This window comes from Nocardioides islandensis, from assembly GCF_015352455.1.
Classification (GTDB): Bacteria; Actinomycetota; Actinomycetes; order Propionibacteriales; family Nocardioidaceae; genus Nocardioides; species Nocardioides islandensis.
Window position 1 is genome coordinate 17,223 of sequence record NZ_JADKPN010000008.1, and the last position, 15,793, is coordinate 33,015.

The following is a 15,793-nucleotide window of genomic DNA, read 5'->3' on the forward strand; positions in this document are numbered from 1 at the left end:
GACACAAACGCAAGCGATCAGTCGGTGTGCCGGGTCTGCTCCAGACGTAGGCCGACGCCCCGTACGGCGACCACGCGGTCGGGCAGAGCAGCCTGCTCCAGCTTCTGGCGGAGGCGGCCGATGGTGACGTCGAGGGTCTTGGTGGAGCCGAACCAGACAGGCTTGCTGTCGGGCCGCTGACCGTCGCTCAGATCCACTTGAACGCGAAGGCGAGCGTTGTCCCCGTGAACACGACCGTGACGCCCAGGCTCAGCAGCCGGTGCTTCAGGTACGCGCCGTCCAGCGGCGGCACCGGCGTCAGCACCGATGAGAGCAGCGCGGTGGCGGTGAGCGCGAGCACCCGCGCCAGCGGCACGGGGTCGACCGCGGCCAGGGCCACGAACACCAGGGCGACCGGGACCACCGCGGCCGGCACGGCCCACCGCAGGCGGGTCTCGGAGGCCGGGGCGACGAGGGTGGGGTACGGCGCGAAGGCGACGCCGAAAGGCACCCCCACCACCCCGACGCCCACGGCCGGCACCCAGGCGAAGTGTGCGACCGTCCGGTCCCGGGCCACCAGCCGCCGGACGAACAGCGGCAGCACCACCATCGCGGCGACGGCACCCACGAGCACGACCCGCTCGAGCGACGAGTGCGCGGCGGACACGACCGGCCACCCGAGCACCCCGGTGGACGCCACCACCGCCACGATGGAAGGAAGCCGCCAGCCGCGACCACCCGCCGTCAGCAGCTTCTCGCTGACCGTGCCCGTCAGCTTGTCCAGGCCGAGCGTCCACAGCAGTCGCAGGAACAGCAGTGCGAGCACCCCGAGGGTGAGCGTCCGGGGGGTGCTCGTCGCCGACGCGGCGTACTGCCAGTCCGGGCTCAGCGGCCGCGACACGTCCAGCCCGGACTGGTAGATCTCCTCGTCGACGACGAGGCCGTCCTCGCCGCGCAGACCCCGGTCCAGCCGCGCGGCTCGTGCGAGCGCGCCCTGGGACGCAAGCAGCGAGTGCGACGCCGGCTCGCGGACGACGCCCAGGTTGTGCCAGCCGATCGCGTACCTCGGCGCCACCGCGACCGCGCGCTCGAGCAGGTCCTCCGCCTCGGCCCGATGCCCGTGCTGGGCCAGCAGGACCGCGAGGTTGTTGGCCGAGACGTACGAGGTCGGGTCGGTCTCCAGCACCTTCCGGTACGTCGCGGTCGCGGCCGCGTCGTCACCGGCGAGCTGCTGCACGAACGCCAGCGTGTCGACGTACACCGGGTTGGCCAGGTCGTGGGCCAGCGCCGACTGCGCGTGCGTGAGCGCGTCGTCGTCGCGGCCCAGCTTGGCGAGCGCCAGCGCCAGGTTGTTGTCCTGGGCGCCGAGGTCCTTGCTGGGGAAGATGTCGTCGCCGGGCACGTACGTCGCGTCGCCGCGGTACTTCTCCAGGGACAGCCCGAGGTCGCGGGCCGCCTCCTCGTAGTCGCCCACCGCGATGGCCAGTGCGCCGAGCTGCGAGTGCGCGAAGAAGTCGACCTCGTAGGCGGTCGTCAGCTCCTGCCCGTCGGCCTGGGTGACCGCCTGCGTGTACGCCTCCCTGGCGTCGGCGAGCCGGCCGGCCCGCTGCAGCGCGGCACCGAGCTCGAGCGCGTTGTCGGCCGCGCCCTCGGCGACGCCGACGAACTGCTCGCCGTACCCGTGCTCGCCCCAGTCGTCCGGTGCGGAGGCGCGGAACTCGTCCGCAGCCGCCGAGTACGCCGCGACCGCCGCGTCGGCGTCGTCGCGCAGGTAGGCGACCTCGCCGGCCCGGTGGTCGGGCCAGGGGTCGCCGGGCAGGTCGGCCCGCCACCGGTCGATCGTCTCGGAGGCCCGGTCCCAGTCGCCGACCGACCGCCAGAAGTCCTGGGTGTCGTCCCAGATCTCGTCACGGGCCGCCTCGGCACCGCCGTACGCGTCCCGCCGGCCCACCGCGTCGCGCATCAGCCCCTCGTCCCCGGTCGAGAACGCCGCGATGCCGCCGAGCCGGTCGACCAGCACCTTCGGGTACTCCGGGCACCGTTGGGGCGGGACCTGCTGCTTGCTGCGCACCACGTCGTACGCCGCCCGGCCGTCGCCGAGCTGCACCTGCGCGCCGACCAGGGCGGCCACCGGGCACCACCGGTCGGTCCACGACGTGTTGCTGGCCGGGATGAACCCGGTGTCCGCGACGACCGCGCCCGCGCTGTACTGCTGCGAGGCGTCGTAGGCGCCACCGGCCACGCTGTCGCGGGCGCCGTACGCCGTCAGCTCGGGCTCGCGGACCTCGACGGTCTGCGGGGTCAGCCGCAACGAGGTCCGGGCGGGCGGGTCGGTCGCGAGCAGCGGCTGCAACACGGACACGACGTCCGCGGGACGTCCCGCGCGCTGGAGGGCCAGGACGAGCAGCGAGCGGTACGCCGGGTCGTCGGGGAACAGCTCGTGGACGCGGGTCAGCGCGGCGACCGCCTCGTCGTGACGGCCGAGCCCCGAGAGCGCCCAGCCGTACCCGGCCAGCAGCGCCGGGTCGTCGGACCGGGCGCGGGCCTGCTCGTACAGCGCGAGCGCCTCGCGGCGGCGTTGCCGGTTCTCGAAGCGCTGCACCCCGAGCTCGTCGCCCTCGTCGGCCTGCTTGAGCCGCAGGTCGGCCGCGCCGGCCCAGCCGAGCGGGCTGTCCGGGAAGTCGCGCCGGAGCGTCGCGAAGGTCTTCTCGGCGCCCGCCTCCATTCCCCGTGAGCCCGGCAGGTAGCTGACCGCCGCCGACGGGATCCGGGTCGCCTCGGTGATCTGGACCTGGCCCATCAGCCACAGCGGGGTCGGGTCGTCCGGGCACAGCCGCCGGGTCTCGGCGAGCTCCGTCGCGACGTCGCGGACGTGGGGCGCGTACCCCATCGCGAGGGTGGTCATCAGCTCCAGCTGGAGGTCGCAGCTCTCGGTGACCTCCCGGGCGCGGCGGAGCACGCTGTAGGCGACCGCCGCGTGCGAGTTGGTGTCGCCGTAGTCGTCCTCGGCCGGGTCCTCGACGGCGCTGAGGAGCAGCAGGCTCGCGAGCTCGACCACCTGCCCCGGGTCGCGGCGTACGGCGTCCGCGTCCAGCCACCCGTCGACGACCGGGTCGAGCTGCGGGTAGGTGTACGGGTAGCCGTGGTACAGGTCCAGCTGGTGCTCGACGTCGATCGGCTCGGCCTTGGTCCGCAGCAGGTAGCCGATGACCGGGCCGAGGCCGAGCGGGCCGGCGAGCGACCGGGCCACGGTGCGGACGCGGGCCCGGTCGGCGAGCCCGGCGCCGCCGGGAAACGCCGTCGCCACCGGGCCGTCCGGCCGGAGGACGGGAAGGTCGCGCAGGCCGGTGTCGGACACCGTCCCGGGCTCGAGCATCGCCACGTGAGGCGTCGACCCGGCGGCATCGTCGCGGCCACGAGCGGAGGCGGCGAGCACCACGAAGACGCTCATCAGGAGCACGCCGGTGCAGACCGCCGTGCCGGCGATGTCGACCGTGCGCCGCAGCGTCGTGGCGCGGGCCCCCGTGCCCACGAGGGCAATGTAGAGCCGTCAGGCGCTGGTGGCGACCGGCTTCCGGGCCAGGTACCGCTCGGCGGCGTGGGACGAGGGTCCGATGCCGACCGCGGCCACGACCACGATGGCCGCGATGAGGATCCAGCCCGGGGCACCCCACGTCATCGCCAGGAAGGTGTAGAGCGCCGGCGCCCAGACGTCGCCCATCGTGTAGCCGAGGCCGGAGACGCCCTGGTACTCCCCCAGCCGCTCCGGGTCGGACAGCTCGGAGATCAGCCCCCACATGCCGGCGGACTGGTAGAGCTCGGACCCGGTCACCGTCACGTGCCCGATCCACACCAGGGCGATCGTCACGAACCCGGTCGTGTCGTGGGTGACCAGCACGATGAGGCAGGACAGGACGAAGCAGGCGGCGCCGCGGTACTGCGCGACGAGCGACCGGCGTACGTCGGTGACGCCGCGCGCCGCGGCCACCTGGAGGAACACCGCCATCACGGTGTTGGTGCCGAACAGCCAGGCGAGCAGTACCCGCGGCGCGTCGGTCTCCTGCACCAGCCAGAGGGGGATCACGACGTTGAGCAGCACGCCGTGGGTGCCGAGCACGCCGTTGCAGATGCTCATCAGGAAGAAGCCGCGGTTGCGCAGCGCGCTGCTCTTCTCGCCGGCGTGCTCGACGGCCTTCTCGACCGGGAGCTCCTCGCGGTCACGTCCCACGACGTCGGGCAGCCGGAAGACCCACACCGCGTTGAGGACCAGCAGGAACGCCGTGGCGAGCGGCACGGCCTGGACGACGGCGTCGCTGTCGGTGGCCAGGGCGACGCCGGCGGCGAGGGCGCCGAAGGTGTAGCCGACGTTGCGGGCGGCGCGGAGGTACGCCTGCGACTTCACCCGCTCCTCGCGCGGGAAGATCGCGATGGCGTAGGCGCCGCGGCCGGCCCGTCGACCGGACTCGACGACCGCCATCACGGCCATCATCGCCACGAACGCCCAGAAGCCCGAGAGCAGCGGCCACGCGGCGTACAGCACGGCCTCGATCCCACTGGCCAGCTGCCACATCTGCTTGGAGCCGATCCGGTCCGCCAGCTTGCCGAGCGGCACCGACATCGCGAACCGCACGAGCGCCGCGAAGGAGAGGCCGAGACCGACCTGCTGGGCCGAGAGCCCGACGATCACGGTGAAGAAGACGGCGCTCCCGGTGAGGAAGGCGCCCTCGCCGAACGCCGAGATCACCGACTGGCCGGCGAGGCTGCGGACGAGCGGGGTGGGGCCGATCATCCGGGTCAGGCGTTCGCGCAGGCTGGTCATCGCGACCATCATGCGCGAACTGTCTTGATGTCGAGTAATCCTTTATCGGGCCGAGCGGCCGCTGCGGCGGGTACGGCGGGCGAGGCGAGCGCGGCGGGCCGCGCGCGCCTCGTTGGCCAGCTCGTCGGCGCGGTAGCGCGCGAGCTGGGCGGCAAGGTACGGGTGCATGGAGTTCGTGCTCATGGCTCAACAGTCGCCGTAAGGCCCCCACCCGCGGATCGGTAACCATCCCTAGGTTTGGCGCACCGACTACGTACCTCAGCCGTCTGAGGTAGGTCCTGGGCGCGGCTGTCAGGATCGGGACGTGCTCGACGGCCTGGCCCCCGCGCGGCGCCGGTTCGTGCTCGGCGTCGTCGGACTGGTCGCGGTCGCCATCGTCTGCGGTGGGGCCGCGTGGTGGGTGTCGCGCGACGAGCCGGTCGACCCGGTCTCCCAGGACGAGCGCGGACCGGTGCTGCTCGTCCCCGGGTACGGCGGCGGCACGGCCGGCCTCGAGGTCCTCGCGAAGGCGCTGCGCGCCGCGGGGCGCGACGCGGTCGTGGTGCACCTGTCCGGGGACGGGTTGGGCGACCTGGACGCGCAGGCTCGGGTCCTCGGCGAGGCGGTCGACAGCGCCCTGGGCGACACGGGGGCGGAGTCGGTGGACGTCGTCGGGTACTCCGCCGGCGGCGTGATCGCCCGCCTCTGGGTCCGCGACCACGGCGGCGGCAGCCTGGCCCGCCGGGTCGTGACGGTGGGCTCGCCGCACCACGGCACGGATCTCGCCGGGCTGGCCTCGGACGTCGCGCCCGACGAGTGCCCGGTGGCCTGCCAGCAGCTCCAGCCCGACAGCGACCTGCTGCGCGCGCTGAACGCGCGGGACGAGACCCCGGCCGGGCCGGCGTGGGTGTCGATGTGGACGACCGACGACCAGGTCGTCGTGCCCCCGACGTCGGCCGACCTCGCGGGTGCGGTGGACTTCTCCCTGCAGTCGGTCTGCCCCGGCCTGACCGTGTCGCACGGCGACCTGCCCCGCTCGCCGGTCGTCGCGGCCGCGGTCGCCGCGGAGCTGGGCGTCGCCGATCCCGCCGTGCCGGGCCGGGAGATCTGCGCTACCTCGTGATGTCCTTGGTCGCGAAGTTGGCCCAGCCCGCGCCGAGGAACACCAGCACGTACGCCCCTTGCAGCAGCGTCCCGCGCACCACGTCCCGCCAGAGGATCGGGTCGCGGAAGAGGTCGACGAACGCCAGCCAGTAGCGCGTCGGCAGGAACGCCGCGATCGAGTCGGCCGCGTCCAGCGTGAGCAGCAGCGTCGAGCCGACGAGCACGGCCATGGTGCCCATCGCGGCGGCGAGCGGGGTGTCCACGACGGTCGAGAGGAACAGCGCGATCGCAGCCACGCCGAGCATGCACAGCAGTGCGTACGCCAGCGCGAGGAACGTCCGCGTGACCAGCTCACCCTGGGTGAGCGGCGTGCCGGACACCGTCGTCGTCGCGCCGGCGACGCGCTGGGTGCCGAGGAGCAGCACGCCGACGACGTACGCCGTCACCGCGACGACCGCGAGCGTCAGCAGCACGAACGCGATGACGCTGACCAGCTTGGCGACGAGCAGTCGGGTGCGGCCGACCGGCCGGACGAGGAGGTAGCGCAACGTGCCCTGCTCCGCCTCGCCCGCGATCGCGTCGCCGGCCTGGATCGCCACCGCGATCGGCAGGAACAGCGGCAGCACGATGGCCATCGCCGCGAGCGGGAAGAGCGTGCCGTCGGTGAGGACGGCCGAGAGGAAGGCCGGGCCGGTGCCCGGCCGCGGCCCGATGTCGGTCAGCTTCAGCAGCACCGCGACGATCGTGGGCAGCAGGTCGATGAGCAGGATCGTCACCCAGGTACGCCGGCTGCGGACCAGCTGGTGGAGCTCCACCCCGAGCAGGCGGATCACGACTCGAACCGATCGCTGCTGGCGCCGGCGGCCTCGAGCACGACGTCCTCGAGCGTGTGGCGCTCCGGCGCGAGGCCGCTCACCCGTACCCCGCCCCGCACCAGCAGGGCGTTGAGGGCCGCCACGTCGTCGACACGGACGAGCAGCGAGCGCTCGTCGTACGACTCGACCTGCCCGTCGAGCAGCGCGCGGGCCTGCGCGACGTCGGGCGTGCGGACGTACGTGCGACCGGTCGGCCGCTTCAGCACGTCGAGCCGCTCCTGGACCACCAGCCGGCCGCGGTCGAGCACGCCGACGCGGGTGGCGATCTGCTCGACCTCGGCGAGCAGGTGGCTGGACAGGAAGATCGTGGTGCCGCCGCGGTGCAGCTGCAGCAGCAGGTCGCGGACCTCACGGATGCCCTGCGGGTCCAGGCCGTTGGTCGGCTCGTCGAGCACGAGCACCCGGGGCTCGCCGAGCAGCGCGTGCGCGAGGCCGAGGCGCTGGCGCATGCCGAGGCTGTACGCCGCCACCGGACGCTCGTCGACACCGGCGAGGCCGACCTGCTCGAGCACCTGGTCGACGCGGCCCTTGCGGGTGGCGCGCCGGCCGTGCGCGAGCGCGTCGTGGACGCGCAGGTTGGCGCGGCCGGAGAGACGCGGGTACGCCGCCGGCGACTCGACCAGCGCTCCGATCTGCGGCAGCACGTGCCGCCCGTCGCGCGGCATCGGACGGCCGAGCACCTCGGCGGTGCCCGAGGTGGCCAGCACCAGGCCGAGCAGCATCCGCACCGTCGTGGTCTTGCCCGAGCCGTTGGCGCCGAGGAAGCCGTACACGTCTCCCTCGCGGACGTCGAGGTCGATGCCGTCGACCGCGGTGATGGCGCCGAAGCGCTTGGTGAGGCCCTGGGTGCCGATGATCGTCGCGGTCATCGGGTGCTCACGTACACCGTGTTGGCGAACAGGTCGTCGGCCGCCCGGGTCAGCGTGTCGGGGGTGACCGTCCCGGCGATCAGCCAGCCGCCCTCGCCCTCGGTGCCGGTGAGCAGCACGCCCAACGGCCCGAGGGTGACCAGCGTGCCGCTGTCGACCGTCCGGACGCCGAGCGTCCTCAGCAGCTGCTCGCGGAGCGGTCCGGCCTCCCGGCCCCGCATCGGGACGGCCAGCAGCCGGGTGACGCCCGAGCCGTACACGCCCACCGCGCCGTCGGCCTGCGGGGACTCGGCCAGCCCGGCCACGACATCCGGGGGCAGGATCGGGGCGTACTGGTTGGCCGCGTCGGCGATGTCGAGCACGTCGTCGAAGCGGTACTCGGCGCCGGCAGGCGGCTCGAACTCCGTCCGGCTGGGCGGGGGCGTGCGCGCGTCGAACTGCCGGAAGGCCGTCGTGAACGCCGGTCGGGTCGCTCCCTTCGCCACCACCTCGACCCGCAGCGCCACCCCGGAACGCGGGTCCGCCCACACGTCGACGTGGTCGATGCTCGACTGCGGCGCGGCCGGCTGCAGCCGGAGACCGGGCGCGTCCACGCCGGCGACGCGGCGGGCGGGCAGCCGGCGTACCTCGGAGGCGTCGACGTCGTCGAGGAGCAGCTTCGCCACCGCGGGAGGGACGAGGTCGGCCGTGCGCGGCAGCCGGATCGACGGGTCCCGGCTCAGGGTCGCGTCGTGCTGCTCGTAGCGCCACCGGGTCGTGCCCTGCGCGTTGTGCACCAGGTCCTGCTCACCGGTCGTGAGCAGCTTGTCGACGCGCCACGCGTCGGCGCTGCGCCACCACACCCGCATCCGGGTCCGCTCCCCGAACAGCTGCCCGACGTCGGTGAACCGGTCGGCCGTCGGCAGCTGGAGGGTGCCCAGGCTCTCGACGTAGCCCGAGTACGGATGGTCGGCGCCCGCCTCGACCTTCGCCAGCAGGTCCACCGCGGAGATCCCGGAGTCCTCCGCGGGCCGGGCGCGGACGGCGAGAGGGATCCCGACGAGCAGCGCCGTGCCGACCGCGACCGCGGTCCAGCGATGGGCAGGTCTCACCGGTCCCCCATGGTGAGAACGTACGTCGAAGCGGGTGAGCCGGTTCGGACTCAGCGGACGAGCACCGGGATCGGCTGGGAGGCGTTGTTGGTGAAGCCACCGCGGTTCCACACCGGCTCGATGGGCTGCACGCGGCCGGAGGCGTCGGTGGCCCGAGCGCGCAGGGAGGCCGAGCCAGGGGTCGCGTCCCAGGACGCGGAGAAGCCGCGCCAGGCGTACGGTCCGCGGTCGCCGTCGAGGGTGGCCTCCAGCCACGTGGCCCCGTCGTCGGCGGACACCTCGACGCGCTCGACCGGTGCCCAGCCGGACCAGGCCCGCCCGCGCAGCTCCACCGGTCCTGCGTCCACGACGCGGCCGCGGCTCATGAAGTCGGGGAAGCCGGGTGGCTCGAGGAGCGCGCGCGGCTCGATGCGGGTCACCGGGACGCCAGGGTCCTCGGGCGTCTGCCGGACCCGGTACGCCTGGTGCTGGAACCCGGCGAACTCGTGGTCGACCACGCGGATCTCGCGCAGCCACTTCACCGATGCCATGCCGTACCAGCCGGGCACGACCAGCCGCACCGGGAACCCGTGCTGCGGGGGCAGCGGGTCGCCGTTCATCGACGTCGCGACGAGCACGTCACCGGTCGTCGCCTCCGCGACGGTCAACCCCCGCTCGTAGTCCTGCTCCACGCCGCGCTCGACCCCGTGGTCGGCGCCGGCACAGACGACCGACACCGCGCCGTCCTGGAGTCCGGCGTCGTCGAGGAGGTCGGTGAGCCGTACGCCGGTCCAGTCGGCCGTGCCGACCGCTCCGTCCAGCCAGGGCTGGGACACAGGCCGCGGCTCGTCGGCCGCCCGCCCGTTGCCGGCGCACTCCAACGTGACGCGGACCGTGTGCCGGGTCATCGCGTCCAGGTCGGCCAGCGACAGGGTGAGCGGGTGGTCGACGAGACCGCCGACGGACAGCGTCCACGCGGCGGGGTCCGCGTCGGGGATGTCGTAGTGGGTGAGCACGTAGTGGAGGCCGGGCGGGGTGACGTCGTACCGGAGCGCCTCCGCGGGCATCGCGTGGTTGCGCGCGGCCAGCCGCAGCTCGTCCAGGGAGATGCCCTCGCCGGGGTCGGCGACCCGGGACGGACGGCTGAGCGCGGAGAGGTCGCTCATGGTCCGCAGCGTAGTCCCGTCAGGTCGTCCCCATCAGGGCGCGGGAAGGGTGTGCTCGAGCCGGAAACCGACGCCACGCACCGCCACGACGCGGTCGGGCAGCCCGGCCTGCTCGAGCTTCTGGCGCAGCCGGCCGATGGTGACGTCGAGGGTCTTGGTGGAGCCGTACCAGTTCTCGTCCCACACCTCCGACATCAGCCGGCCGCGCGGGACCACCTTGTCGCGGTGCGCCTCCAGGACGCTGAGGACGTCGAACTCCTTGCTGGTCAGCTTGATCTCCGACTCGCCGGCGTACACGCGCCGGGCTTCGACGTCGAGGCGCAGAGCGCTGGCATCGGCCCGGCCGGTGTGGTCGTGGACGCGCGTGCGCCGCAGCAGCGCGCGGACCCGCGCCTGGAGCTCGGCCAGCCCGAACGGCTTGGTCAGGTAGTCGTCGGCGCCGCTGTCGAGGCCGACCACGCGGTCGAGCTCGCCGGTGCGGGCGGTGACGATCATGATCGCGCCGTCGTAGCCGGTGTCGCGCAGCGAGCGGCACACGTCCAGGCCGTCCATGTCGGGCAGCGACAGGTCGAGGATCACCACGTCGGAGGGGTCGCGGCCGACCACGTCGAGCACCTCGCGGCCGGTGCCGACCCAGGCGACGTCGTAGCCCTCACGTTCGAGCGTGCGGACCAACGGAAATGCGATGTCACGCTCGTCCTCGACGACGAGCACAGAACCCCCCACGATCACGGAGCATAGGGCGATTCGTGGCGTCTTTGGAGCCGACACCAGAAGAAATGGGCGCGTATCGCGCCTCGGACAGCGAAAAATGCCAGGTTCGGGACGTCCCCCCGGTCGTACCCGAACCTGGCAGGTTTCGAGGAGAACGCTACGTCGGACCCGCACCCGCGAAAACTACAGAACTCCCACACGACATCAACGCCTTGGTAACAAGGTCGGGCCACCCCCACCCGCCCGTCACCGGCCGTCGGCGAGTCGCTCCAGGACCTCCTCGAAACGGAACTGCTCGAGGCCCAGCACGTCCTCCGCCCCGGCCTCGACCTCGTCCCACGTGACCGGTGTCGCGACCGTCGGCAGCTCGCGTCCGCGCAGGGAGTACGGCGAGAGCGTGGTCTTCGACCCGGCGTTCTGGGACCAGTCGAGGAAGACCTTCCCCGACCGCTTCGACTTGGTCATCGTCGCGGTCACCAGCCGGCCCTGCTCCTTCGCGAGCTCGTCGGCGACCTCCTTGGCCAGCGCCGTGGAGTCCTCGGGGTCCAGGCGCTTCTCCAGTGCGGCGTACAGGTGCAGGCCCTTGCTGCCGCTGGTCACCGCCTGCGTCTCCAGACCGCGCTCCTCGAGCTTGTCGCGCACCATCAGCGCCACCTGGCAGCACTCGTGCAGCCCCGCGCCGTCGCCCGGGTCGAGGTCGATGACCAGCCGGTTGGCCTTCTGGGGCTTGCCGGCCTTGGTCACCGTCCACTGGTGGACGTGGAGCTCGAGCGCCGCGAGGTTCGCCAGCCAGGTCAGGGTCGCCAGGTCGTCGACGATCGGGAAGACGAGGATGTCGCCGTTCCTCGACGACCCACGCGAGCCGGTCGTCGGGACCGCGGCCGTGCGCACCCACGACGGGGTCCCGTTGGGGATGTTCTTCTCGAAGAAGCTCTGCTTCTCCACGCCGTTCGGCCAGCGCACGCGCGTCGCACAGCGGTCCTTCAGCAACGGCAGCATCGCCGGCGACACCTGGGCGTAGTAGTTGAGCACCTCGCCCTTGGTCGTGCCGGTGCGCGGGTACAGCACCTTGTCGAGGTTGCTCAGCTTCAGCGTGCGACCCTCGACCTCGACGCGGACCTCCTCGCCGGACCCGGGACTCATGACACGGTCATCTCAGCAGGTCCTCCGGGCTCAGGTCGGCGCGGACGCCACGGTACGACGGCTGCCGCAGCCGCTGGTTCTTGGCGGTCGCGTGGCTGTCGACCTCGACGACCAGGAACGGCTCCACCCAGCGCGTGCCGAGCGCGTCGACCTTCGGCACCTCGTCGTCGAACGGGCTGTCGTCGCGGTCGCGGCCCGCCAGCAGCTTGGCGAGCTGGGCGCCGGCCTTGGGACCGATGCCGCTGCCGACGCGGCCGCGGTACAGCAGGCCGTCCGGGGTCATCTCGCCGACCAGCACGGCGGCCAGGTTGCCGGCGCTCGAGCCCTCCTGGGGTCGCCAGCCGCCGACCACGTACGACGCGCTCAGCCGGTGCGCGAGCTTCAGCCACGAGTCGGTCCGGCGGTCGGGGAAGTACTTCGACGACCGGCGCTTGCTCACCACGCCCTCCAGCCCCTGGGCGAGCGTGGCGTCGTGGAGCATCTGCCCGTCGTCGTACACGGCCGGCACCTGCCAGCTGCTGTCCAGGCCCAGCCCCTCGAGCCGGGCCCGGCGCTCCTCCCAGGTCAGGCCGGTGAGGTCCTCACCGTCGAGGCGGAGCAGGTCGAAGACCATGTACGTCGCGGGGTTGCTCGCCGACAGCCGCCGGGCGGTCTGCGCGTTGCGCAGGTGCATCCGGTCCTGGAGCATCCGGAAGTCCGGCAGCCCGTGCTCGTTGAGCGCGATGATCTCGCCGTCGACCAGCAGGTCCCGGTCTCCCAGCGGCGAGGTCGACAGCTCGGGCCAGGCGATGGTGATGTCGTTGCCGTTGCGCGAGTACATCCGCAGCTTGCCGTCACGCACGTCGGTGAGCGCGCGCACGCCGTCCCACTTCACCTCGTGCACCCAGTCCTCACCCCGGGGTACGTAGGTGCCCTTGGAGGCCAGCATCGGACGCACGGTGTCCATCCTCGCGCACGGCGCATGCTGGTCGAGGAGGGACGAAGTCCCGTCGCGAGACCGTCGGGTGGGCGCGAGGCGTCGGCGGTTCCCCGTACGCTGACCCCATGCGAGCGATCTGGAAGGGCGCGGTCTCGTTCGGGCTGGTCAGCGTGCCGGTGAAGCTGTACGCCGCCACCGAGTCGCACGACGTGTCGTTCCGGCAGGTGCACGCCAAGGACGGCGGCCGGATCAAGTACCAGCGCGTGTGCTCCATCGACGGCGAGGAGGTCCCCTACTCCGACATCGCCAAGGGGTACGAGACCGAGGACGGCGAGATGGTCATCCTCGACGACGACGACTTCGACGACCTGCCGTCGAGCTCCTCCCGTGAGATCGCGGTCGAGAAGTTCGTGCCGCGCGAGCAGATCGACCCGATCTGGTTCGAGAAGTCCTACTACCTCGAGCCGGAGAAGAGCGGCACCAAGCCCTACGCCCTGCTGCGCCAGGCGCTGCTGGACGCCGACCGGATGGCCGTGGTGACGGTGGCGATCCGCAACCGCACCTCCATGGCGGTGCTGCGCGTGCGCGACGACGTGATCGTGCTGCAGACGATGATGTGGCCCGACGAGGTGCGGCAGCCCGACTTCTCCGTCGAGCCCGGCGAGGTCAAGGACGCCGAGGTCAAGATGGCCAACATGCTCGTCGAGACGCTCGCAGGCGACTTCGACGCCGACGAGTTCGAGGACGACTACGCCGGGGCCGTCGAGGCGCTGGTGAAGGCGAAGATCGAGGGCGGCGAGGTCAAGAAGACGCCGACGTCGACCAAGTCCTCCGGCGAGGTCGTCGACCTGCTCGCCGCGCTCCAGCGGTCGGTGGACGCGGCCAAGACCGCGCGCGGCGAGACCCCGTCGTCGGCCAAGGACGACCAGGACGAGAAGCCGGCCAAGAAGACCGCCGCCAAGAAGGCCCCGGCGAAGAAGGCGGCCGCCAAGAAGACCGCCACGAAGAAGACCGCGGCGAAGAAGGCGACCAAGAAGGCCAGCTAGCGCCCGACGCGGGCGGGGGCCGGCGTCGTGGACGGCCGCGTCACGTGGTCTCCCACCGGAACAGCTTGGCGGCGAGCGCCGTCACGACGACCGCGAACGCGGCCAGCACGGCCATCGGCAGCAGCACCGCGGTGGCCGGCTCGCCGCGCACCATCACGTCGAGCATGCCGTTGTTGAGCCAGAACAGCGGCAGCACGTGGGCGAGGTTCTGCAGCCACTGCGGTGTGACGTCGAGCGGGAAGAACGAACCGCTGAGGAACGACATCGGCAGCACGATGAAGTTGGCCATGTTCACCGCGCCCTCGGTCGTCTTGGCGACCGCACCCGACAGCAGGCCGATGGCCATGAAGCACAGCGTGCCGACCACGAGCAGCGGGATGGACGCCATCCACGCCCCCGTGAGCCGGAGCCCGAAGAACGCCGCACCCAGCCCGAGGAAGATCGCCAGCTGGGTCAGCGCGATGCCGACGGTGACCGCGACCCGTGCACCGACCAGCGTGCCGGTGGGCACCGGCGAGAGCTGGAGCCGGCGCAGCAGCTTGGAGTTGCGCCAGCCGTTGAGGGTGGCGGCGGCGCCGAAGCTGGCGCTCATCGCGACGGCCCAGCCGAGCAGGCCGGGCGTGACGTACTGGATGGTCTTGAGGGAGTCGTCCTCGACCTGGACCGCGTCGAGCCGGTACGTCGGCGGCTTGCCCGACAGCGCGACGTTCGTGCCGTCCACGAACGCCTGGAGCACGCCCTGGGTGACGGCGGCCTTCACCTGGTCGGTCTGGGTGTAGTGCGCCAGGAGGGTGTCGCCCTGCATCTCGACCGCGACGTCGGCGTCGCCCTTCTTCACCTGGGCGATCGCGTCGGCGAGGTCGTCGCTGCGGGTGATCTCGAAGGTCTGCTCGAAGGCGGCCCTCGCGTCCTTCGGCATCTGGTCGATGAAGGAGACGTCGCCGACCTGGATCATGTCCACCTTCGACTGGGTCTGGTTGCCCAGCAGCCCGCCGAACAGCACCAGGAACATCAGCGGGAAGACGATCGCGAAGAACACCGACGCCCGGTCGCGCACGAAGCCGCGGATGATGGCCAGGCTGAGCATCCGGAACGCCAACCCGTTGCCGGACCGGTTCACGCGCGGTACTCCCGTCCGGTCAGGGACAGGAAGACGTCCTCGAGGGTGCCGGTCTGCACCGAGATTCCGGCCAGGTGCTGCTGCTCGGCAAGGGCGGTGAGCACGCGGGCCGGCTCGCGGGTGCGCAGGGTGATGCTCCCCGCGTCCGCGTCGACGTCGTCCACGCCCGGCACGGCACGCGCCTCGTCGGCGGTCAGCTGACCGGGAGACACGGAGATCCGGGTGGGGGCGTCGAGACCGCGGACCAGGTTGGCCGGGCTGTCGAGCTGGAGCAGCCGGCCGTGGTCGACGATCGCGACGCGGTCGCAGAGCACCTCGGCCTCGTCCATGTAGTGGGTCGTCAGCACGACGGTCCGGCCGCTGTCGGTGAGGCCGGAGAGCAGCTCCCAGAGGTTGCGCCGGGCCTGCGGGTCGAGGGCCGCGGTCGGCTCGTCGAGGAACACCACCTCGGGGTCGTGGACCAGGGCGCAGGCGATCGAGAGCCGTTGGGCCTGGCCGCCGGAGAGGTCCCACACGCGGGTGTCCGCCTTGTCGGCCAGCCCGACGCGCTCGAGCCACTCGTCGGCGACGGCCGGCTGCACGCCGTACAGGCTGGCCATCGTGCGGATCTGCTCGCGCGCCGTCAGCCGATCGAAGAACGCCGTGCTCTGCAGCTGGACGCCGATCCGCGGCAGCACCGCCGGGTTACGGGGCCACGGCGACTGGCCGAGCAGCGTGATCGTGCCGGCGTCGGGCTTCCGCAGCCCTTCGATCATCTCCAGGGTCGTGGTCTTGCCCGCGCCGTTGGGACCGAGGATGCCGAAGAACTCGCCCTCAGCCACGCTGAAGGTGACGCCGTCCACCGCGCGGACCAGGTTCCTGGAATCCCCGTACGCCTTGGCGAGATCGACCACCTCGATGGCTGGGCCCCCCGAGTTCGTCATGCCGGGACGCTATCGGTCGGCCAGCCGTGCGCGAGTTGCGCCTCCGGCACGCCCGAGTTGCGCCCCG

At 72.5% G+C, this 15,793-nt stretch carries 15 protein-coding genes; 2 read left to right on the top strand and 13 right to left on the bottom strand.

Annotation, left to right across the window (positions count from 1 at the left end):
- Positions 1-17: 17 nt before the first annotated feature.
- From ISU07_RS13690 to ISU07_RS13705, 4 genes are read right to left on the bottom strand one after another with little or no spacing between them, the layout of a single operon-like run.
- Positions 18-197, bottom strand: coding sequence for a winged helix-turn-helix domain-containing protein (locus ISU07_RS13690; RefSeq protein WP_323742604.1), 180 nt, complete (start codon positions 195-197; stop codon positions 18-20).
- The gene (locus ISU07_RS13695) at positions 188-3,511 is read right to left on the bottom strand and encodes a tetratricopeptide repeat protein (RefSeq protein ID WP_194707374.1); all 3,324 of its coding nucleotides are present in this window, start codon (positions 3,509-3,511) and stop codon (positions 188-190) included. Before ISU07_RS13695 ends, ISU07_RS13690 begins: the two co-directional genes overlap by 10 nt.
- An 18-nt stretch (positions 3,512-3,529) precedes the next feature.
- Entirely contained in the window at positions 3,530-4,810 is a 1,281-nt protein-coding gene (locus tag ISU07_RS13700) for an MFS transporter (protein ID WP_228521897.1), read from the bottom strand.
- A 30-nt stretch (positions 4,811-4,840) separates the two neighbouring features.
- Entirely contained in the window at positions 4,841-4,981 is a 141-nt protein-coding gene (locus tag ISU07_RS13705) for a hypothetical protein (protein ID WP_194707375.1), read from the bottom strand.
- A gap of 121 nt (positions 4,982-5,102) precedes the next feature.
- Between ISU07_RS13705 and ISU07_RS13710 the strand changes: the two genes are divergently transcribed.
- Complete coding sequence (locus ISU07_RS13710; RefSeq protein ID WP_194707376.1) at positions 5,103-5,900, top strand: esterase/lipase family protein; 798 nt, start codon at positions 5,103-5,105, stop codon at positions 5,898-5,900.
- Here ISU07_RS13710 and ISU07_RS13715 read toward each other — a convergent pair.
- The 7 genes from ISU07_RS13715 to ligD (ISU07_RS13745) form a co-directional block, all read right to left on the bottom strand.
- Positions 5,890-6,714 carry an ABC transporter permease gene (locus tag ISU07_RS13715; RefSeq protein WP_323742605.1) on the bottom strand — a complete coding sequence of 275 codons (825 nt, stop codon included), beginning with the start codon at positions 6,712-6,714 and terminating at the stop codon, positions 5,890-5,892. The genes ISU07_RS13710 and ISU07_RS13715 overlap by 11 nt on opposite strands.
- Positions 6,711-7,625 (bottom strand): ABC transporter ATP-binding protein, encoded by a 915-nt coding sequence (locus ISU07_RS13720; RefSeq protein ID WP_194707377.1) that lies wholly within the window; start codon positions 7,623-7,625, stop codon positions 6,711-6,713. Before ISU07_RS13720 ends, ISU07_RS13715 begins: the two co-directional genes overlap by 4 nt.
- On the bottom strand, positions 7,622-8,716 hold the full coding sequence (locus ISU07_RS13725) for a transcriptional regulator (RefSeq protein WP_194707378.1): 1,095 nt from the start codon (positions 8,714-8,716) through the stop codon (positions 7,622-7,624). The genes ISU07_RS13720 and ISU07_RS13725 overlap by 4 nt, the downstream gene beginning before the upstream one ends.
- Positions 8,717-8,766: 50 nt before the next feature.
- Positions 8,767-9,861, bottom strand: a complete 1,095-nt coding sequence (locus tag ISU07_RS13730; protein ID WP_194707379.1) for a sulfite oxidase — start codon at positions 9,859-9,861, stop codon at positions 8,767-8,769.
- 33 nt (positions 9,862-9,894) lie between these two features.
- Entirely contained in the window at positions 9,895-10,587 is a 693-nt protein-coding gene (locus ISU07_RS13735) for a response regulator transcription factor (RefSeq protein WP_323742606.1), read from the bottom strand.
- A 234-nt stretch (positions 10,588-10,821) separates the two neighbouring features.
- On the bottom strand, positions 10,822-11,718 hold the full coding sequence (gene ligD / locus ISU07_RS13740) for a non-homologous end-joining DNA ligase (protein WP_194707380.1): 897 nt from the start codon (positions 11,716-11,718) through the stop codon (positions 10,822-10,824).
- A 7-nt stretch (positions 11,719-11,725) separates the two neighbouring features.
- Positions 11,726-12,664 carry a non-homologous end-joining DNA ligase gene (gene ligD, locus ISU07_RS13745; protein ID WP_194707381.1) on the bottom strand — a complete coding sequence of 313 codons (939 nt, stop codon included), beginning with the start codon at positions 12,662-12,664 and terminating at the stop codon, positions 11,726-11,728.
- A gap of 98 nt (positions 12,665-12,762) precedes the next feature.
- Between ligD (ISU07_RS13745) and ku the strand changes: the two genes are divergently transcribed.
- Positions 12,763-13,683: a non-homologous end joining protein Ku gene (gene ku, locus ISU07_RS13750; protein WP_194707382.1), complete on the top strand. Its 921-nt coding sequence runs from the start codon at positions 12,763-12,765 to the stop codon at positions 13,681-13,683.
- Between the two features lie 40 nt (positions 13,684-13,723).
- Here ku and ISU07_RS13755 read toward each other — a convergent pair whose 3' ends face one another.
- Positions 13,724-14,803 carry an ABC transporter permease gene (locus tag ISU07_RS13755; RefSeq protein ID WP_323742607.1) on the bottom strand — a complete coding sequence of 360 codons (1,080 nt, stop codon included), beginning with the start codon at positions 14,801-14,803 and terminating at the stop codon, positions 13,724-13,726.
- Positions 14,800-15,726 carry an ABC transporter ATP-binding protein gene (locus ISU07_RS13760; protein ID WP_194707383.1) on the bottom strand — a complete coding sequence of 309 codons (927 nt, stop codon included), beginning with the start codon at positions 15,724-15,726 and terminating at the stop codon, positions 14,800-14,802. The genes ISU07_RS13755 and ISU07_RS13760 overlap by 4 nt, the downstream gene beginning before the upstream one ends.
- Positions 15,727-15,793 lie beyond the last annotated feature (67 nt).

Excerpts from the sequence above, each read along its gene's own strand:
- ku (WP_194707382.1), top strand. The coding sequence starts at position 12,763 with ATGCGAGCGATCTGGAAGGGCGCGGTCTCGTTCGGGCTGGTCAGCGTG.
- ISU07_RS13720 (WP_194707377.1), bottom strand. The coding sequence starts at position 7,625 with ATGACCGCGACGATCATCGGCACCCAGGGCCTCACCAAGCGCTTCGGC.
- ISU07_RS13730 (WP_194707379.1), bottom strand. The coding sequence starts at position 9,861 with ATGAGCGACCTCTCCGCGCTCAGCCGTCCGTCCCGGGTCGCCGACCCC.
- ISU07_RS13705 (WP_194707375.1), bottom strand. The coding sequence starts at position 4,981 with ATGAGCACGAACTCCATGCACCCGTACCTTGCCGCCCAGCTCGCGCGC.
- ISU07_RS13760 (WP_194707383.1), bottom strand. The coding sequence starts at position 15,726 with ATGACGAACTCGGGGGGCCCAGCCATCGAGGTGGTCGATCTCGCCAAG.
- ligD (WP_194707381.1), bottom strand. The coding sequence starts at position 12,664 with ATGGACACCGTGCGTCCGATGCTGGCCTCCAAGGGCACCTACGTACCC.
- ligD (WP_194707380.1), bottom strand. The coding sequence starts at position 11,718 with ATGAGTCCCGGGTCCGGCGAGGAGGTCCGCGTCGAGGTCGAGGGTCGC.
- ISU07_RS13700 (WP_228521897.1), bottom strand. The coding sequence starts at position 4,810 with ATGATGGTCGCGATGACCAGCCTGCGCGAACGCCTGACCCGGATGATC.